General features: G+C 60.8%; 15 protein-coding genes and 1 pseudogene. 11 read left to right on the top strand and 5 right to left on the bottom strand.

Annotated features, from left to right (window positions below; genetic code table 11):
- The first annotated feature begins 20 nt into the window (after positions 1-20).
- From R4P65_RS30205 to R4P65_RS30185, 5 genes are all read left to right on the top strand, one after another.
- Positions 21-662, top strand: coding sequence for an IS30 family transposase (locus R4P65_RS30205; RefSeq protein ID WP_317829229.1), 642 nt, complete (start codon positions 21-23; stop codon positions 660-662).
- 326 nt (positions 663-988) lie between these two features.
- Positions 989-1483 carry a DUF4342 domain-containing protein gene (locus tag R4P65_RS30200; RefSeq protein ID WP_317829228.1) on the top strand — a complete coding sequence of 165 codons (495 nt, stop codon included), beginning with the start codon at positions 989-991 and terminating at the stop codon, positions 1481-1483.
- Between the two features lie 242 nt (positions 1484-1725).
- Entirely contained in the window at positions 1726-2673 is a 948-nt protein-coding gene (locus tag R4P65_RS30195) for an ABC transporter ATP-binding protein (RefSeq protein ID WP_317829227.1), read from the top strand.
- Positions 2670-3509 carry a hypothetical protein gene (locus R4P65_RS30190; protein ID WP_317829226.1) on the top strand — a complete coding sequence of 280 codons (840 nt, stop codon included), beginning with the start codon at positions 2670-2672 and terminating at the stop codon, positions 3507-3509. Before R4P65_RS30195 ends, R4P65_RS30190 begins: the two co-directional genes overlap by 4 nt.
- 327 nt (positions 3510-3836) lie before the next feature.
- Entirely contained in the window at positions 3837-4472 is a 636-nt protein-coding gene (locus tag R4P65_RS30185; protein ID WP_317829225.1) for a hypothetical protein, read from the top strand.
- A 178-nt stretch (positions 4473-4650) separates the two neighbouring features.
- Here R4P65_RS30185 and R4P65_RS30180 read toward each other — a convergent pair whose 3' ends face one another.
- Complete coding sequence (locus R4P65_RS30180) at positions 4651-5034, bottom strand: VOC family protein (protein WP_306669663.1); 384 nt, start codon at positions 5032-5034, stop codon at positions 4651-4653.
- 839 nt (positions 5035-5873) lie between these two features.
- On the opposite strand from R4P65_RS30180, the gene adhP reads away from it, so the two are divergent.
- The 4 genes and pseudogenes from adhP (at position 5874) to R4P65_RS30160 (ending at position 9949) form a co-directional block, all read left to right on the top strand.
- Positions 5874-6884 (top strand): alcohol dehydrogenase AdhP, encoded by a 1011-nt coding sequence (gene adhP / locus R4P65_RS30175; RefSeq protein WP_283569278.1) that lies wholly within the window; start codon positions 5874-5876, stop codon positions 6882-6884.
- A gap of 156 nt (positions 6885-7040) precedes the next feature.
- A pseudogene (locus R4P65_RS30170) lies at positions 7041-7759 on the top strand (IS6 family transposase).
- Positions 7760-8026: 267 nt separating this feature from the next.
- Positions 8027-8923 (top strand): universal stress protein, encoded by an 897-nt coding sequence (locus tag R4P65_RS30165; protein ID WP_317829224.1) that lies wholly within the window; start codon positions 8027-8029, stop codon positions 8921-8923.
- 153 nt (positions 8924-9076) lie between these two features.
- Entirely contained in the window at positions 9077-9949 is an 873-nt protein-coding gene (locus R4P65_RS30160) for a universal stress protein (RefSeq protein ID WP_317829223.1), read from the top strand.
- A 278-nt stretch (positions 9950-10227) separates the two neighbouring features.
- On the opposite strand, the gene R4P65_RS30155 is transcribed toward R4P65_RS30160, so the two are convergent.
- Positions 10228-11202: a hypothetical protein gene (locus tag R4P65_RS30155; RefSeq protein ID WP_317829222.1), complete on the bottom strand. Its 975-nt coding sequence runs from the start codon at positions 11200-11202 to the stop codon at positions 10228-10230.
- Between the two features lie 412 nt (positions 11203-11614).
- Here R4P65_RS30155 and R4P65_RS30145 point away from each other — a divergent pair, with 412 nt between their 5' ends.
- Both R4P65_RS30145 and R4P65_RS30140 read left to right on the top strand, forming a co-directional pair.
- Positions 11615-12259 (top strand): response regulator transcription factor, encoded by a 645-nt coding sequence (locus tag R4P65_RS30145; RefSeq protein ID WP_317829221.1) that lies wholly within the window; start codon positions 11615-11617, stop codon positions 12257-12259.
- Positions 12260-12384: 125 nt separating this feature from the next.
- A complete protein-coding gene (locus R4P65_RS30140) occupies positions 12385-13950 on the top strand; it encodes a GAF domain-containing protein (protein WP_317829220.1) in 1566 nt (521 codons plus the stop codon).
- 150 nt (positions 13951-14100) lie between these two features.
- Here R4P65_RS30140 and R4P65_RS30135 read toward each other — a convergent pair whose 3' ends face one another.
- The 3 genes from R4P65_RS30135 to R4P65_RS30125 all read right to left on the bottom strand — a co-directional run bounded on the left by R4P65_RS30135 (position 14101) and on the right by R4P65_RS30125 (position 16361).
- The gene (locus R4P65_RS30135; protein ID WP_317829219.1) at positions 14101-14769 is read right to left on the bottom strand and encodes a BON domain-containing protein; all 669 of its coding nucleotides are present in this window, start codon (positions 14767-14769) and stop codon (positions 14101-14103) included.
- A gap of 154 nt (positions 14770-14923) precedes the next feature.
- The gene (locus R4P65_RS30130) at positions 14924-15187 is read right to left on the bottom strand and encodes a three-helix bundle dimerization domain-containing protein (RefSeq protein WP_317829218.1); all 264 of its coding nucleotides are present in this window, start codon (positions 15185-15187) and stop codon (positions 14924-14926) included.
- Between the two features lie 298 nt (positions 15188-15485).
- Complete coding sequence (locus tag R4P65_RS30125; protein ID WP_317829217.1) at positions 15486-16361, bottom strand: slipin family protein; 876 nt, start codon at positions 16359-16361, stop codon at positions 15486-15488.
- Between the last annotated feature and the right edge of the window lie 352 nt (positions 16362-16713).

Here is a 16713-nt window from a genome sequence, read left to right as displayed (position 1 = left end):
AAACACGTATCTCGCCGATCATGTTGTCCGCAAGCGACTCGGCTGAGTTGGGATCCGCTATTCGGACGTATCCGTCGGTGGCTTGCGCGGACAGCAAGGCTCGCGGGAAGAAACGCTCCCACGGTCGTGGGCGGATACGAAATATGGTCTCGATCGATCTTCGAGGAGCTGCGGCAAACGGTCGTAGTGAGCCCGGGCACCTGGAGGGTGACCTCGTGTTCGGAATCCGCCCGTCAGCGGTCGCGAGGCTGGTGGATCGGCAATCACGCGTCACTCATGTGGTGGCATTGCCGGGCGGGTACCGGGCCGAGACGGTAGAGGACGCTTTGATCACTTACCTGAGCAGGTTGGCTGCGCACCTACGTCGTTCGCTGACCTGGGATCGGGGACGAGAAATGGCCGAACGCGAGCGCATCACCGCAACCCTCGACATGCCCGTCTACTTCTGCGCCCCGCACCTTCCGTGGCAACGCGGGACGAACGAAAACGCGAACGGATTGCTGCGGCAGTACCTGCGCAAGAACGCTGACCTGCGCAGTTTCAGTCAAGATGACCTGAATATGATCGCGGCCAAACTCAACGATCGACCTCGGCGCGTGCTCGATTGGGACAGCCCACGCCGGCGAGAGGAACGGGTACTCGGTTCCTGCGCAACCGGATAGCGAAGCCGGCCGCCGCTGACGGTTGGCATGATGGGGCATGGCTGCCACCGGACTTCCCGAACTCGATGTCGCGCGGGTCGTGAAGTATTGCGCGAGTAAGGTTCCCGATCGTCTGCGTCATGAGATTTGGGTCGAATGCGACATCGCACCCCGTCATCTGAAGATCTGCGAATGCCGGCCGCCGTGGCGGGAGGACCTCGGCCCTGAGTGGACGCGTTTCCCGATCGCCCGGCTGCATTTCAGCGGGGCCGAGTGGTGCGGACTGCCGAAAGACCCTGTCACTGCGAGTAGGTGCCCACGGTCTGGGCGAAGGTCATCATCAGTTCGTGAGCCCAGAGCTCACGAGTGCTGTGTGGGCGCTCGACATCCGCATCCGTAAAAGAACTGCCCCGCAGGTACAAAGACTCTACGCACTGGATCGGCCGTCCCCGACACTGATGACGGGTAGTCGATCGGCTACCCGGCGCCCCGATATCGCACCGCGTCCACATCGTGCGTTGGTACAGAACGGAATGTCGACTATGCAGGAACAGGGAAATTCAGTAAACGGATCCACGGGCGCCGCTCCTCCGACGAACAGCTTCCAGGTTCAGGGAGCTGAGGTAGCTGATGCGGTGAAGAAGCTGCTACATGATGGCAACGTCCGACGAATTGTGGTGAAAAACGACCATGACCAAACCATTTTCGAGATTCCGGTCACGGTTGGCGTCGTGGTAGCCATAGCGGCACCTGTTCTGGTCGCAGTTGCTGCCGTCGCCGCTGTGGTGAAGGACTGTCGAATCGAGGTTCATCGCGCGACCGAAGAGGTGCCGGTCCCCTGACAGCGTTGCCGATGACCACAGACCCTGTCCGCTCCCTCAGTTCATTCCGCCGACGAAGGAACCCATATGCGTAGGCTTGCAGCAACTGCGGGAGCCGAGGGGATGCGCGATCGCGGTCCGAAATTTCACGTGAGTGCCGGAGATGGGGAACGCGAGGCGGCGGCCTGTGCGATTGTTACATGGCCCGGAACGATCTGCACCGCACCGTCAGCGTCTGCGCAACCGAATTCTGGTAGGCCGTGATGAGCCACACGATCGAAGTTCGAGAGCTCAGCAAGAGTTACGGCGACAAGCTTGTGATCGACAACCTGTCTTTCGACGTCGAATCCGGTTCAGTGACAGGGTTTCTCGGGCCGAACGGGTCGGGCAAGTCCACCACGATGCGATTGATCGTCGGGCTCGACCACCCAAGTCATGGACATGCCCACATCAACGGCGTGAACTATACCCAGCTCCGTCAGCCCTTGCGTGAAGTTGGCGCACTCCTGGATTCCGAGGCTGTTCACCCAGGTCGATCGGCGTACAATCATCTGCTCTATCTCGCTCAAACACAGTCTATTTCGAGGCACCGTATCGATGAGGTCCTCGATCTCGTCGGCCTCCGTGACGTCAAGGGAGAACGTGCGGGTTCCTTTTCGCTCGGTATGCGCAAGCGTTTGGGAATCGCAGCAGCACTCTTGGGGGATCCGACGACCTTCATCATGGATGAACCGATCAACGGATTGGATCCAGACGGCATCTTCTGGATGCGCTCCATGATGAGGCACCTCGCAAGCGAGGGAAGAACTGTGTTCGTCTCCAGCCATCTCATGGGCGAAATGGCGCAAACCGCTGACAACCTGGTCGTGATCGATCACGGAAAACTGATAGCACAGTGCACCACCAAGGAATTGGTCGCTCGAAGCCGCCACACCTCCGTGTTGGTGAGGTCATCCGATTCGCCGGCACTCGCCGAACGTATCGCCTCGGCCGGGGGGCATACCGGCGCGCGTGATGACGGCGCACTCACCGTGCGTGATATTTCCGCTCAGCGTGTCGGCGAACTCGCCAATCAGCATCACATCGCGATCTACGAGCTGACACCGGAAGTGGCTACGTTGGAGGAAGCGTTCATGAACCTCACCCACCCTGCAATGACGCCCAACGAGCGGTCGCTGGTGCCTCTCGCCACAGGAAGCGCCGCGAGATGAGTATCTCCGCGTTTCATGACGAACCCGCTGCGCCTGCGCAGCACCTCAGCGGCCTGAATTTTGTGGGATTGCTGAAATCGGAGTGGACCAAACTCGTATCGCTCCGGTCGGCGATCTGGTCCCTGTCGCTGCTGGTTGTCGTCACTGTCGGTTTCACTGCGCTGTTCACGTGGTTTACCGTGTCGTACTGGGACAGAGTCGATCCGCTTGCCCAAATGCAGATTGTGGCCGACCCTACTCGCCAGATTCTCGGCGCCGGTTTTCAGCTCGGACAGCTGGCGGTGTGTGTTCTCGGCGTTCTGGTCATGACCAGCGAGTATGCCAGCGGAACGATCAGAGCGAGCCTGCTGGCGGTTCCTGCGCGGATACCTGTATTGGCCGCCAAGTCCGGACTGTTCATGGTTGTGGTCTTCGTGGTCGGCGAGCTCGCGGCCTTTCCGGCGTTCTTTGTCGGATCGGCGGTGATGGGGTCGCGTGTATCGGTGTCGTTGGGTGATCCGGGTGTCCTGCGAGCCGTAGTCGGTGCGGGTCTGTACCTTTCGGTGCTGGGAGTGATGGCGATCGCGATCGGCGCTCTCGTCCGCCACACTGCGGGAGCCGTCACCGGCATCATCGGTTTCGTTCTCGTTTTGGCGCCCCTGGCTCAGCTGCTGCCCGGCAGTATCGGACAACACGTCCACGCCTATTTACCCTCTCAGGCCGGGAGCTTGATCGCCTCACCGAAGCAAGCCCCCGGAGATCTGCTCTCGGCATGGCAAGGTTTCGGCGTCGCGGTGATCTGGACAGTACTCTTGATCGGCTTCGCCGGTTACATGCTCAGACGTCGAGACGCGTAGGCCGCACCTAAAACGGGTGTCGAACCGATTCGAAGACAAAACAATTGAGGCTTCCGTGACGACCATCGACCACTGTCCTGCACATATGCTGCCAATCGTTGTGACTACTGTATTCGCCGCCGACCCAGAAGTGCTCCACCCGCTGGTCTGGTCGAGTGCTGCTTTCGCGGTAATCGGTGCAGTCGCGGATCCGACTACCACCTATGCAGAGGCGCGGCCGAAAGTCGCGTCGACGACAGCGGGGTGCACAGGCGAGTTAAGTGCCCGAGGGGCCTGTAGCGAAACCAGCCGCGTCTCGGCTGGGCAGCACGAGGATGTGGGCGCGGAATGAACGAGGCTGTGGAATCGATCGGCGGTGCTGGTCTCATTGCTTTTCACATACTTGCATCGAGGCCGTTGCGTCGGTGGAGAACTGGCTGGGGTGCGACGGCATCGGAGATCGCAGAGACGCTTCCCGGCGATGAGTTCGTCCCGAACGCGGCATGGTCGTACACACACGCGATCACTGTCGATTCCGCGGCAGATCAGTTGTGGCCGTGGATGATTCAAATAGGCCAACAACGTGCGGGTTTCTACAGCTATCGCGGACTGGAGAACATGGTGGGATGTAACATCACGAGTGCGGCAGGTATCAATCCCGACTTCCAACTCCTCGAAGTGGGTGACAAGGTAGTTCTGCACCCGAAATCACCCCCTCTGACCGTGACGATGATCAAGCGCGGCACGACAATGGTTCTTCTCGGCGAAGGCCCAGACATATCCGACCATGCTCTGTGGTCGTTCCATCTACGTCCCATAACCTCGGACAGAACACGACTGATCGAGCGGGGGAGATACTCACATGGACAGTCATTGACCAGCCGCCTTGCTTTCGGATGCTCGATCATCGAACCGGTAGGTTTCGTGATGAGCAGGAAAATGTTGCACACACTCCGCGCGAACGCCGAAGCGATGGCACGCTAGATCGAGCCCGCTGCTCAGCTGGCGCGGCCCTCGAACCTGTCGACGAGACGACATAGCAGGCAGGGCGCCGTCAGAGAGAGTGCCCTGCAGACTTGTCGCTGGCCTGACACCATCTATGGCAAGTGACCGGCCAGTGGCGGTGTCGACGGCTTTCCGGTTGCGAATCATGCGACGGTGGTTACCCGCGGAAGCGGGCAGCGATCACCTCGCGTGGGAACTGCGTCGGGCTCGGATACGCGATGACGATTCTGATTCCGTCCGGGTCGCGTCCGTCGAGGAGCGTCAGTCCGTCGGACGTCGAGACCGATGCCGACGGGTCGTGCACGCGCATTCGTTCCGCTATCTGTGTGAACTCGTCTTCGGTGTCGGTGGACCACATGATGTAGAGGACTCCGGTGACGCCGGCATCGACTGGACGAAATGCAGACTTCGCGTGCATGTAGATCTGAAATCCGTCAGGGGTCAGGAGCAACGCCGAGTCCGGCGTGCGCAGGCCCGTAGTGCAGGAGAACACATCACGATAGAACTGCACAGAACGATCCAAGTCGCGTACATGCATCATCGACGACGACACCTTCACCTCGGTCCCCTTCCTCGGACATGATCCACCAGCGGCAACTGCGGGCCACTGTCCTGTGTGAACCTTCCCTCGTCTCGCACCTGAGGACGTGAACACAGATTCTTTGCTTCGCCAACGGTGACCGAAAAAAATTGTGGCTCAATGTTTTTCGGATCGGCACCAAATGGACTGTCGCGCTTCCGCTCCGCGACGGCTCTCACCGCAACCCAGCGATATCGCGATCGTAGACACCGGTGAGCGCCTTCGTAGGGTGGGCCAGTGCGTGGGTAAACGGATTGTGTCGCATGGCATGGGCGCTCGCACGCCAACGGGGTGTGGGAGATGTCCATCCGGGATTCCTCATCGCCGTACTGTCGTTCATCGCGTGACCGCCGTGTTTGTCCAGTGTGCTCGGTTGCTGCTTAAGTCGAGTAGGGCCGAAAGACCGCCATGGACACATACGCCCGGAAGTGCACCGCGGTTCCGGTGAAACACCGATGTCGGCACCGCCACACCAGTGGCAACATGCATGGCCGCACCGCCGAAGCAGCGGTGCACCTCATCGCTCTTACGGTGATGCCAGTGCTCTCCTGCGGTGATTCCAGCGAGAGATTCGACGATAGGCAGTGCGGAAATGGGAATCATCGGTAAATGGGCGGCCATGACTGCAGGAAATCAGGGGCCCAAACATTTTTGGGGTGTTCAGAATTCGGGGTCCTTCGACCTGCCGGGGTGACCTCTGACCCTACTTGAGCTGTGCTTGGTCGCGGGAGCATCAGTAGGTGCGGCGCCGAGATCGACTGTCGGCTTTTCGAGTCCACCCCAATCTGAGGATGATCGCGATGAGAGCAGCAGTAGTGACAGAGTTCGGAGCACCCCTGGTCGTCCAGGACATTGCGATCCCAACGCCTGGACCGGACCAAGTTCTGATCAAGATCGAAGCCTGCGGACTGTGCCACACCGATATACACGCAGCGAAGGGCGACTGGCCCGCCAAACCCACCGTCCCCTTCGTGCCCGGTCACGAAGGTATCGGAGTGATCGAAGCGGCAGGAGAGAACGTTTCCCACGATCGTATCGGTCAACGTGTCGCGATCGCATGGCTCGGTTCCGCGTGCGGTGAGTGCGACCACTGTGTCTCCGGATGGGAGACACTGTGCGAGAAGCAGCAGAACAGCGGATACTCCATCGACGGTGCTTACGCCGAATATGCTGTGGCGCAAGCACAGTACGTAGTTCGTGTTCCCGATTCGATCTCGTCGTTCGATGCTGCCCCGCTCACCTGCGCGGGTGTGACCACGTACAAGGCGGTCAAGGTCGGTGGGGTGAGGCCGGCGCAACGTGTCGCGATCTTCGGTGTCGGCGGCTTGGGGCACATGGCAGTTCAATACGCCAGGATCGCCGGAGGTTTTGTCACCGCGATCGACATCGAGGACGACAAGCTCGAGCTCGCCGCAACATTGGGGGCGGACCACACTGTCAACTCACTGACCGAAGACCCCGTCGAAGCGATCCAGAAGCTTGGCGGTGCGGATGTCGCGATCGTGTTGGCGGTCGTTCCGAGCGTCTTCGACCAAGCGTTCCGCTCACTTCGGCGCGGAGGCCGACTGGTCTGTGTCTCGATGCCTGCGCATGGTGTGTTTCCGATCCCGATCTTCGACACCGTCGTCGGGGGTATCTCCGTTCTGGGATCGATAGTCGGCACACGTGAGGATCTGCGCGAGGTGTTCGAGCTTCATGCCGCCGGAAAAACCGCCGTATCTGCAGTTTCGCGCAAACTCGACGATGTTAACGAATGCTTCGACGACATTCTTGCTGGCCGTGTCACTGCGCGCTTGGTGTTCGAATTCTAGTGACGGTGAAACGATTCGGACGATTCACCTTGCTGACTAGCAGCAGGGAGCTATGAATGAGCGCCGTACCGGGAGCGATTGCCAGGTTGGCACGAGTAGCAACATGATTCCGGTAGAAGGGCACTGCCACGGTGCTGAACGCGACAAACTGGGAGGATGTGGAATGACCACTGCGGTGTTGTCGTACAAGAAGGTCACCGCTTCGCGGTCGAGGTCATCAACGACTGTGTGTGGCTGTACTTCCGGTTCCCACTCAGTTTCCGTGAGGTCGAGGAACTGCTGCTCGAAGGCGGTGTGGTGGTCAGCTACGAGACGATTCGGCGGTGGTGCGCCAAGTTCGGGCAGGCCTACGCCGACCAGCTGCGCCGACGGCGTGTCCGGACCGGTGACAAGTGGTATCTCGACGAGGTCTTCATCCGGATCAATGGCCGGCAACACTATCTCTGGCGCGCGGTCGACCAGCACGGCAACGTACTCGACGTGTTGATCCAGTCGCGGCGAAACGGGAACGCCGCCAAGCGATTCTTCCGCCGACTACTCAAAAGTTTGGAGTATGTGCCGCGTGTGATCGTCACCGACAATCTCGCCGGCTACCAGGTGGCGCACCCGAGATGCTGGCCTCGATCGAGCATCGCCGGTCGAAGTACTTGAACAATCGAGCCCAGAACTCGCGTCAACCCGCCAGGCAGCGAGAACATGCGATGGAACGCTTCACATCGCCCGGGCACGCGCAACGATTCCTGTCTGCCTTCGACGGCATCTCACCTCATCTCCGACCCCACCGGCACAGAATCCCGGCACCCGAGTGGCGTACCGAGATGGCCGGCCGCTTCGCGGTCCGGCGGGAAGTCACCACGACCGATATTGCTGCATGAAAGGAGAACTACCCGAGGGTGTTCCGTAGCAACATCTCAACAATCAACTGTGCCGCTAAACTTTTCAATCAACGTGACACTGCCGGTCGGGCATGGAGGGGGGTCGTCAGGCAAGAACTGCTTGACCGCGATCCATGCGTAGAGGCACGCGTCGAAGCCGGGGACGGATCGTGGCTGCATCTCGTGTCGGGCCGTTCGGCTCTAGCGGCACCGGCCGGCCAGCTCGACACTGGAGATCGCCAGGACGAACCAGCAGAGGAGTCCCCCATGCACGTCGATGATCCCGTCGTTGTCGGAGTCGACGGTTCGAAATCGGGCCTCGATGCGGTTCGATGGGCGGCACGCGAGGCTGCACTCCGTGCCGTCCCGCTGTTGGTGGCAACGTCGGTCATCGCGCGCTCGGGCACTTTCGGTGATGCGATCAATCTGTCTGCGGGGGCTTTCACAGATCTTGAAGCGATGGGTAAGCAGCGCCTCGAGCTCGCGGCTGAGATCGCCTCGAAAGTCGCCGACGGCGCTCCTCTGATGGTCCGTACGACGCTACTCACAGGGACACCGGCCGCGGTATTGCTCGAGTTGGCGAAGACAGCTCGCATGCTCGTCGTCGGGTCTCGCGGACTCGGCGAGTTCACCGGTGGCCTCATCGGCTCGGTGAGCACGGCCGTGGCTGCCCATGCACAGTGTCCGGTCGTGGTGGTCCGGGGAATGCCGGATTCGTTCGACGCCGATCTCGGCGGACCTGTCGTTGTGGGAGTCGATGGTTCCCCGCGAAGCGAAGCGGCGCTCGGCACAGCGTTCGAAGAAGCTCGGATCCGGCACACGGATCTCGTTGCGGTGCATGCATGGAGCGATTCCGACCTCACCACGGTCTTCGCAACCGATGTGAGCGACCGCGATCTCGGTTGGGCCGAAATCGCTACCGCGGAAGAAGCGGTGCTGTCCGAGTGTTTGGCCGGCTGGCACGAAACATATCCCGACGTGCCGGTGAGGAAAGTCGTTGTTCGTGATCGTCCGGTGCACCACCTCGCTGAGCTGTCACATCATGCGCAGCTGGTGGTCACCGGCAGCCGAGGCCGAGGAGGATTCACTGCGCTCCTGCTCGGGTCGACAAGCCGTGCTCTGCTCCACGCGTCGCACTGTCCACTGATGATTGTCCGCAGTTGATACGCCCTCCCCGAACGACGACAGCGACCGTGCTCATCGTGCGCTGGGGGTGCGCCACCCGGTGCCTTGAACCCGCAAGCGGGGATGGGACGGAACGAATATTCGAATGTCTGTCGTCCACATGCAGCATCAAGCTATGAAGGAGGGATTGCCATGTCGGTGAGCGCGATTGTGGGATATGACGGTTCGCTGAGGGCGAGCGCAGCGATCGATGCCGGGGCGGCGCTGTTTCCCGCAGCGCACGGGTGGATCACACATCTGTGGACCCCACCGTTCGCGAACGCCACGATTCGGCGGCGGCTCCTCGCCCGCGCCCGTAACACCGACGAGTTGACCGAGATGGTGGAGCGAGAGGGCCGACGCGAAGCCGAACGGCTCGTGGCGATGGGGGTCACGCTCGCTCGCGCGGCCGGTTGGGACGCCGAACCGCTGCTGAAACAGACCCTCGGTACGGAAGGCATGTCGATCGCCAAGAGCGCCGAGGAACTCCATGCGGACCTCGTCCTCGTCGGATCTCGCGGGCTCGGTGGCACCCACGCCGTCCTCGGCAGCGTCTCCGACATGGTGGTGCACTACTCCGCCCGGCCTGTCGTTGTTGTCCCTTACCCGGTGCTGGCCTTCGAGCATGATGCGTTAAAGGGTGGGCCCGTAGTTGTGGGTTGGGACGGGTCTGCCGGCGCCGAAACAGCCATCGCAGCAACCACACATCTGTTCCGAGACCGTGAAGTGCTGCCGGTCTGTATCGATGAGGGTGCCACGACGCCGGCAACCCCGATGAGCGTGGATGGCCGAAAAGTCTTACGCGGCGATAGCGAACGTGGTCCTGCGCTCCACGGGCGGGGCGTCGCCGATGCCCTTGTTGCTGTAGCGAATGCCCATGACGCTGCCGTCGTTGTCGTCGGGTCCCGCGGACGCTCCGCCATCCGTGAAATTCTGCTCGGCAGTGTCGCTATGGCTACCTTGCACCGTTGCCATCGGCCGGTCATGGTGGTTCCGAGCACATGGGAGACCCCTATCGGCCGATGAGCGTGCGGGATCGGCATGCCAAACGGGAAATACTCGCGAGGGCGATGCCGCGGCAGGGTTCGAGCTATTCGCTGCATATGCGTGGCGGGCGCACTCACATAGAAATATGAGCGACTGGTGTCTCCGCCTACCTCCTGGCTCCCGAGCCAGGAGGCGATGGTCGGCGTGGTTGTTTGGGGCTTGCCGCGGTCGATGTTGACCACGTCGAATCCTCGGGTCAGGCATACGGTTCCTACGAAACGGTGGCCGGTTTCCTGCTGTCATGGCGATATATGAGTTCATTGCGGATCCTGGTCCGGGCGCTCAGACTCTCCTAGGGTCGCGAAGTGGCGAAGCACGCGTAAGGCGCGCAGGGTAACCCCGCGGTTCGGCGTCCCAGCGCGTGGATAGGTGATGTGTGTCTTGCCTGGGTACTGGGCAGAACCTACCCAGCGGCCATCGGCCCGACGTCGCTTCCGAACGATATCGAGTGCGTCGGTGAGTCGTGGGTCGTGAGTGACACCCGCACTGTGGAGCACGTCAAGACCGCGGAGCACGTCGAAGTGCCATCGAGGAGGTACGTGGAAACGCGTGAACTCCGCACGAATTGGCTCACCATCCGTGCGCCGCTGGTACAGGCGTCTGTCAAGCATCACTTCTGCCGCCGTGTCAATCGCAGCACGGACATCTTCGTTTCGATACGAGAAACCACGGAGAAGGTACTCGGCGAATCCGTCGATGACGCTTGTCGTGCTGTGGACGGATGCCGTTTTCGCACCCGATCGGTTGAATCGGCAGTTGAAGCCGCCGGGGCTCAGTTGCTGGTTCAGCAAGAAATCCACCACGCTGTGCAACGCGAGGGCGTCGGCTCCGAAGTAGCTTGCGTATGCGAGAAACATCCCGTTCATACAGACGTCGGATTCCTTGACCGAGTCCGCGGGGTTGAACCCACCATCCTCACCTATGTGCGCCCTCAGCGCAGTTGCCACAGCGTCGGTGCACATCGGCTCACCCTGGCAAATGGCGAGGTCGCGCAGCTCCAACAACGAGTAGTGAGTGCAGGTCCACTTCGGCTCGTAGAAACCACGCCCCCAACCTCCACGATCTCCGGCCAGGAGAATCATTGCACCGGCGCCCTCCGTTGCGATTCGGGACCGCAAGTCGGGACGAGCTTCGTCCAGTAGATCGCGATAGGTCTGAAACTGTACTGAGACGTCTCCGTCCAGAAGCCACCGCACGACGTCGGCGCTCTGATTTTCCGCGTCTGTGCCCACGCAACCAGCCTAGGGGGTTGCATGCAAGGGCGATCGGCCGCGAGGAAGGACACTCCAGGCAGTGGGTACCGGGGACCAGAAGTACTCGTCATCGGTGAGACCGTCGAGCCGAGCCTTGACCTGATGGTTTCAGTGGAATTCCCACTGCTGGCACAGGGTGCGATTCCAATCGAAATCACTTGTGTCCATGTACTCACTCTGCCCAGCATTCGCTCCTTGTGTCAGGACATTGGGACAGGGTCGAGTGAGTTGTTGTGCCTGAATTGGGTCGTCGCCGACGCGTCCTGTCGGCCCCAATCTCGCGAAAACCCGTAGTAGTTAGAGGCGAAAGACCTCGAAAAGTCGGCGCTGGGGGGCTGATTTCGGTGAAAGATCCGTAGGCTGATGAGAGGCGGGGAAGAGGAGAACAGTTGTGATCTCGGTGTTTCTCGTCGACGACCACGAAGTGGTCAGGCGTGGCCTTGTCGATTTGCTCGACAACGATCCGGATCTGACCGTGATCGGTGAGGCAGGGACGTGTTCACACGCTCTCGCTCGCATCCCGGCGTTGAGGCCGAACGTGGCGGTGCTGGATGTGCGGTTACCAGACGGTGACGGTATCGAGTTGTGCAAGAAGCTGAATGCGACGCTGCCGGAGGTCAAGTGTCTGATTCTCACGTCGTTCACCGAAGACAAAGCGATGCTGGATGCGATTCATGCCGGCGCACACGGCTACATCGTCAAAGACATCACGGGCATGGCGCTGGCGAAGGCTGTCAAGGACGTCGGCAACGGTAAGTCGTTGTTGGACAATCGCGCTGCCGCTGCTCTGATGAGCAAACTCCGGGCCGCCGATGAAGTGGGTGGTGAGTTGAATGCACTGACTGATCAGGAATGCACACTCCTCGCGCTGTTGGGCGAAGGTCTGACCAATCGTCAGATCGCGGGGCGGATGTTTCTGGCCGAAAAGACGGTCAAGAATTACGTGTCGCGGTTGCTGGCCAAGTTGGGTTTGGAGCGTCGAACCCAAGCAGCGGTGTTCGCATCGAAACACGAACTCGAGTTGGAGCGCCGATGATCGCGCCCGACGCGTCAGCGGATGCTGAAGACCCCGCGTCTCGACCGTGCTCTGAGCCTGTCGATGACCGGATCGAACGTAGAAGCGCCGAGACGAGAGGGGGGACCAGCGGGCTCCTGAAGGCGATGTTGGTCGTCGGCTCCGGTCTGGATCTGGAACAGACGCTGCGCTCGATCGTGCATGCCGCCATCGACCTTGTCGGTGCCAGCTACGGCGCGTTGGGGGTCCGCGGGCATGACGGGCAGCTCGCCCAGTTCGTCTACGAGGGCATCGACGAACTCACTCGGGCCCGCATCGGCCCGCTGCCGACCGGTCGTGGGCTTCTCGGATCCATCGTGACCGGTTCGCAGCCCTTGCGACTGACGACGCTGTCTTCGCATCCTTCCTCCGTGGGGTTCCCGCCGCATCATCCGCCGATGAACTCCCTTCTCGGCGTGGCTGTCCGGGTGGGGGAGACCGTGTTCGGGAACCTCTACCTCACCGAAAAACATGGGGGAGGCTCTTTCTCGGAGGATGATCAGGCTGTGGTCGAAGTGCTGGCCTCGGCTGCCGGAGTCGCGATCGAGAACGCGCGACTGTTCGAGGAATCTCGTTCGCGGCAACTCTGGCTCGAGGCTATCCGTGAAATAGGTGAAGCCCTGCTCTCGGGAGTTGCCGTCGAGGACGTGCTACACCTGATCGCGTGGCAAACTCGTCAACTCACCGGTGCTGACCGCACGTTCATTGCCGAACCGGTCGATGCGCTGCGGCCTGACTCCGACTTGGTCGTCACCGTCGCGGACGGCAATTCGCCGGAGGAAATCGTCGGGCTCCTGATACCGGTGGTCGGCTCGGCGATCGGCACATCCTTCCGTACTCGTACGTCCACCCGCGGTGAGCACCTCGAGTTCGACGTCAATCGAGGCTCTCGTGTGCGTTACGGGCCGGCGCTGGTGTCTCCGCTGCGGACACCGGACTCCGTCTCGGGTGTGCTGGTGGCGCTGCGTGAGCACGACACCGAACCGTTCAGCGAACATCAACTTGCTTTCCTGACCACTTTCGCCGATCAGGCAGCTGTCGCGCTTCAGTTGGCACACGCGGCACGGAAGCTACGTGAACTCGATGTGCTCAAAGACCGTGACCGGATCGCACGAGACCTGCACGACAGTGTGATTCAACGTATCTTCGCCGCCGGTCTCTCACTGCAGGTGACAGCGCAGCAGCAAACTTCAGTGGTCACGAAGGCCCGTCTGGCGGCCACAATCGACGATCTTCAAGATGTTGTCCAAGATGTTCGCAACGCCATCTTCGATCTGCAGGGCGGTACTCTCTCAGAGTCGGCGTTGCGAGCGAGAATCCACGACGCCGTCGACGAAATCTCCGCCGATTCGTCCGTACGTACCACCATTCGTGTGCACGGTCCGCTGTCGGTCATCGACCAAAGTCTGGCCGATCATGCTGTGGCCGTCATCCGGGAAGGCGTGAGCAACGCCGTTCGCCATGCATACGCACAGACCGTGCAAATCGCACTCTCTATCGCCGATGACATTCGTATCGACATCAGCGACGACGGCATCGGCATCGCCGACTCGGTCGCCTCGAGCGGACTCGACAACCTCCGTAGTCGCGCCCTCGAATGCGGAGGTTCCCTGACTGTGGGAAAGGCCCCCACAGGCGGTACTTCGTTGGTGTGGACTGTTCCTCTACCGTAACAACGACAGCGAAAACGACGCTCACCCAAAATCGGCCCCGTACCGATACCGCGAACTGTGCGTGGGCCGCCTCGGCCCGCGTGCAGTTAGTTGTGCGGCTATGTGGGCATGTTCCCCTGTGCGTCAGGGGCAGGCGTCGGGTGGGGGTGTTCAGAGGCGGATGGTGATCTGGTTGTTGACCTCGGTCACGTGCGGTGATCCCCATGCTGCCAGCTCGGCTTGATGCTTTTCCGCCCACGAGCGCACGGTGCCGGTGAGTGTGACCGTGTTTCCGGAGACGGTGGCCTCGATGGCTGTCGCGTCCAGTTGTGCGTTGCGGACCAGTGCCTGCGTGATGCGATGTTCGGCATCGGGCGCGGACGGTCGTGCGGTGATGGTGATGGTGTTGGCGACGGAGTTGACGCCGCGTAGATGTTCGACGGCCCGCTTGGCGGCTTGGCGTTGAAAGTCCCAGATCACTTCACCTTGCAGGGTGACATTGTGGTTGTCGATCTTCGCTTTGACGGTGTTGGGGATGTTGGAGGCCCATGTCAGGGCGTGTTCGACGGCTTTGGCGATGTCGGTTTCGGAGACGGACTGTGTGGCGTTCGGATGTATCGAGAGGTCGTCGACCACTGCGGTGACTCCGCGAACTCGTAGTGCGGCGCGTGTGGCGGCCAGGCGTGTGGAGTATTTGTCGACTTCACCGGAGAGGGAAACGGTACCGTCGTCGACTGCCACGCCGATGCCGGCGGAGTCCACCTCTGGGGTCCAGGAGAGCTCGTCTTGGACGGCGGCCTGGATGTCGTGGTCGCTGCTGATCGATGGTGCGGGGCTCATCGCGATTTGTCCTTCCATCGAAGTGATCGGATTCGTGCTTCCTTCACAGTGACGACGTCGGGAGATATCGCGTAGAGGCATTCGGCCTCTATCGCGGAGTCTTCAGCGTTTCAGGGGTTCGAGAAGACCCCGGTAGATGTGGGTGCGATAACAGTTACCCGCAAAACAGGTTTCCAGCTTTCCATTTGATCGTATCGGTGAGGAACCGCGTCGCTGCGCGCGCTGCGAGCTCTTGGATCTGTTCGCGTGCTCGGCGTTCGACAAGCACGGGTATGTAGTCTCTGATCGGTGCGTCGTCGAAACGTGCGTATGCGTATGCCACCGAACTGTCGATTGCTTCGGTGGGCGCATGTGGGAACCTCATGCGCAGTCGCTCAGTGATCCGAACCAGGTGACGTTCTTCGCCGGCGGGGGTCATCTCTTTGACTCTCCTCCGAATACCGTTAAATATCTATCGATTTCGCCAGAGTCTGCTATGCGGGAATCAGTACGCAATCTCGGCGTGGTCCCCTCTGTTCAACCACCCTTCGCTTGCGGTCATCTCGAGGAGTCGACTTCGCACGGCTATCGGGGCCCTCGTGTTGTGTGCTCAACGGGAACGGCGTTCGACTACCGGTAGTCGAATTAGTGAATTTGACTGTCCGACAGTGCTTTCGTTTACAAGTATGGGAGCTGGGTGCACGCTAGACAAAGTTCGTGCCGGTGTGTGTTGTGTGTCAGGTGGTGGGAATCGGGAGTGGTGTTCCGTTGTTCGCGAGGGACGCTGGTGCGGGCGGCGTGGGGTGGGGAGCGGGTGTTTGCGTGGTGCGGCCGAGGTCGGTGGTGGCTCGGGTTTCCTGGGCGAGGAAGTTGCCGAGTTCTCCGATTGCGCTCATCAGGGGTGCAGGGAAGACGATGGTGGTGTTTTTCTCGACTCCGAGTTCGACGAGGGTTTGCAGATTGCGGAGCTGTAGCGCCAGGGGGTGCGCCATCATCGTGTCGGATGCGTCTCCGAGGGCTGCTGCTGCCAGGGATTCACCTTCTGCGGCAATAATTTTCGCTCTCTTTTCGCGTTCGGCTTCCGCTTCGCGGGCCATGGCGGGTTTCATGCTGTCGGGTAGTTGGATGTCTTTGAGCTCGACGAGTGTTACTTCGACGCCCCATTCGAGTGTTGCGACGTCGAGGATCTTGCGGATGTCGGCGTTGATGGTGTCGGTTTCGGAGAGCGCTTGGTCGAGGCTGTGTTGGCCGACGATGTTGCGAAGGGTGGTTTGTGCGATCTGGTTGATCGCTGTATCGACATTTTCTATGGCGACAACGGATTTCACGGCGTCGACAACGCGGAAGTAGGCGACGGCGGCGATGTCGACGCTGACGTTGTCACGGGTGATGATTCCCTGGGATTGGATCGGCATTGTCACGATGCGCAGTGATACGCGAGTGAGGCGGTCGACGAGGGGGATGATCACGGTCAGGCCGGGCGTCCGAACATTTTGGACTTTGCCGAACCGCAGCAGCACCCCGCGTTCGTATTGGGTGACGACGCGAATGGACATTGCGAGAGCGCCGAGGACCACGACGACGATCGACGCGATGATGACCACGGCGGTCATGACCGCACCGTCGCCGATACTTTCGACGGTACTCCTCACTGTGCTCACAACGGTGGCGACAGATGTGAACGTAGCAGTCTTTCGGCCCTACTCGACACCGGCAGCAGCCGAGCACACTGGAACGATCACACCCGTTCATCGCCCGGATAGCCATCGCCGTGGTGTCCATGCGTGAAGAACGACGATATGCCAGCGATGAGGAAAACCCATGACCACCACCCATACTCCGAGTCATCGCGCGAGCGGTCATGGCATGCAGCCGGATCCGTACGCAGGGGACTGTTTCTTAATCGGTGTTTCGGCCCCAGACGCTGAGTGAATGCTCAGCGAGGGAGGTGCCGTGATGACGACA

The organism is Rhodococcus sp. IEGM 1318 (assembly GCF_033142465.1).
Classification (GTDB): domain Bacteria; phylum Actinomycetota; class Actinomycetes; order Mycobacteriales; family Mycobacteriaceae; genus Rhodococcus_F; species Rhodococcus_F qingshengii_B.
This window is presented reverse-complemented; position numbering and strand designations above follow the sequence as displayed.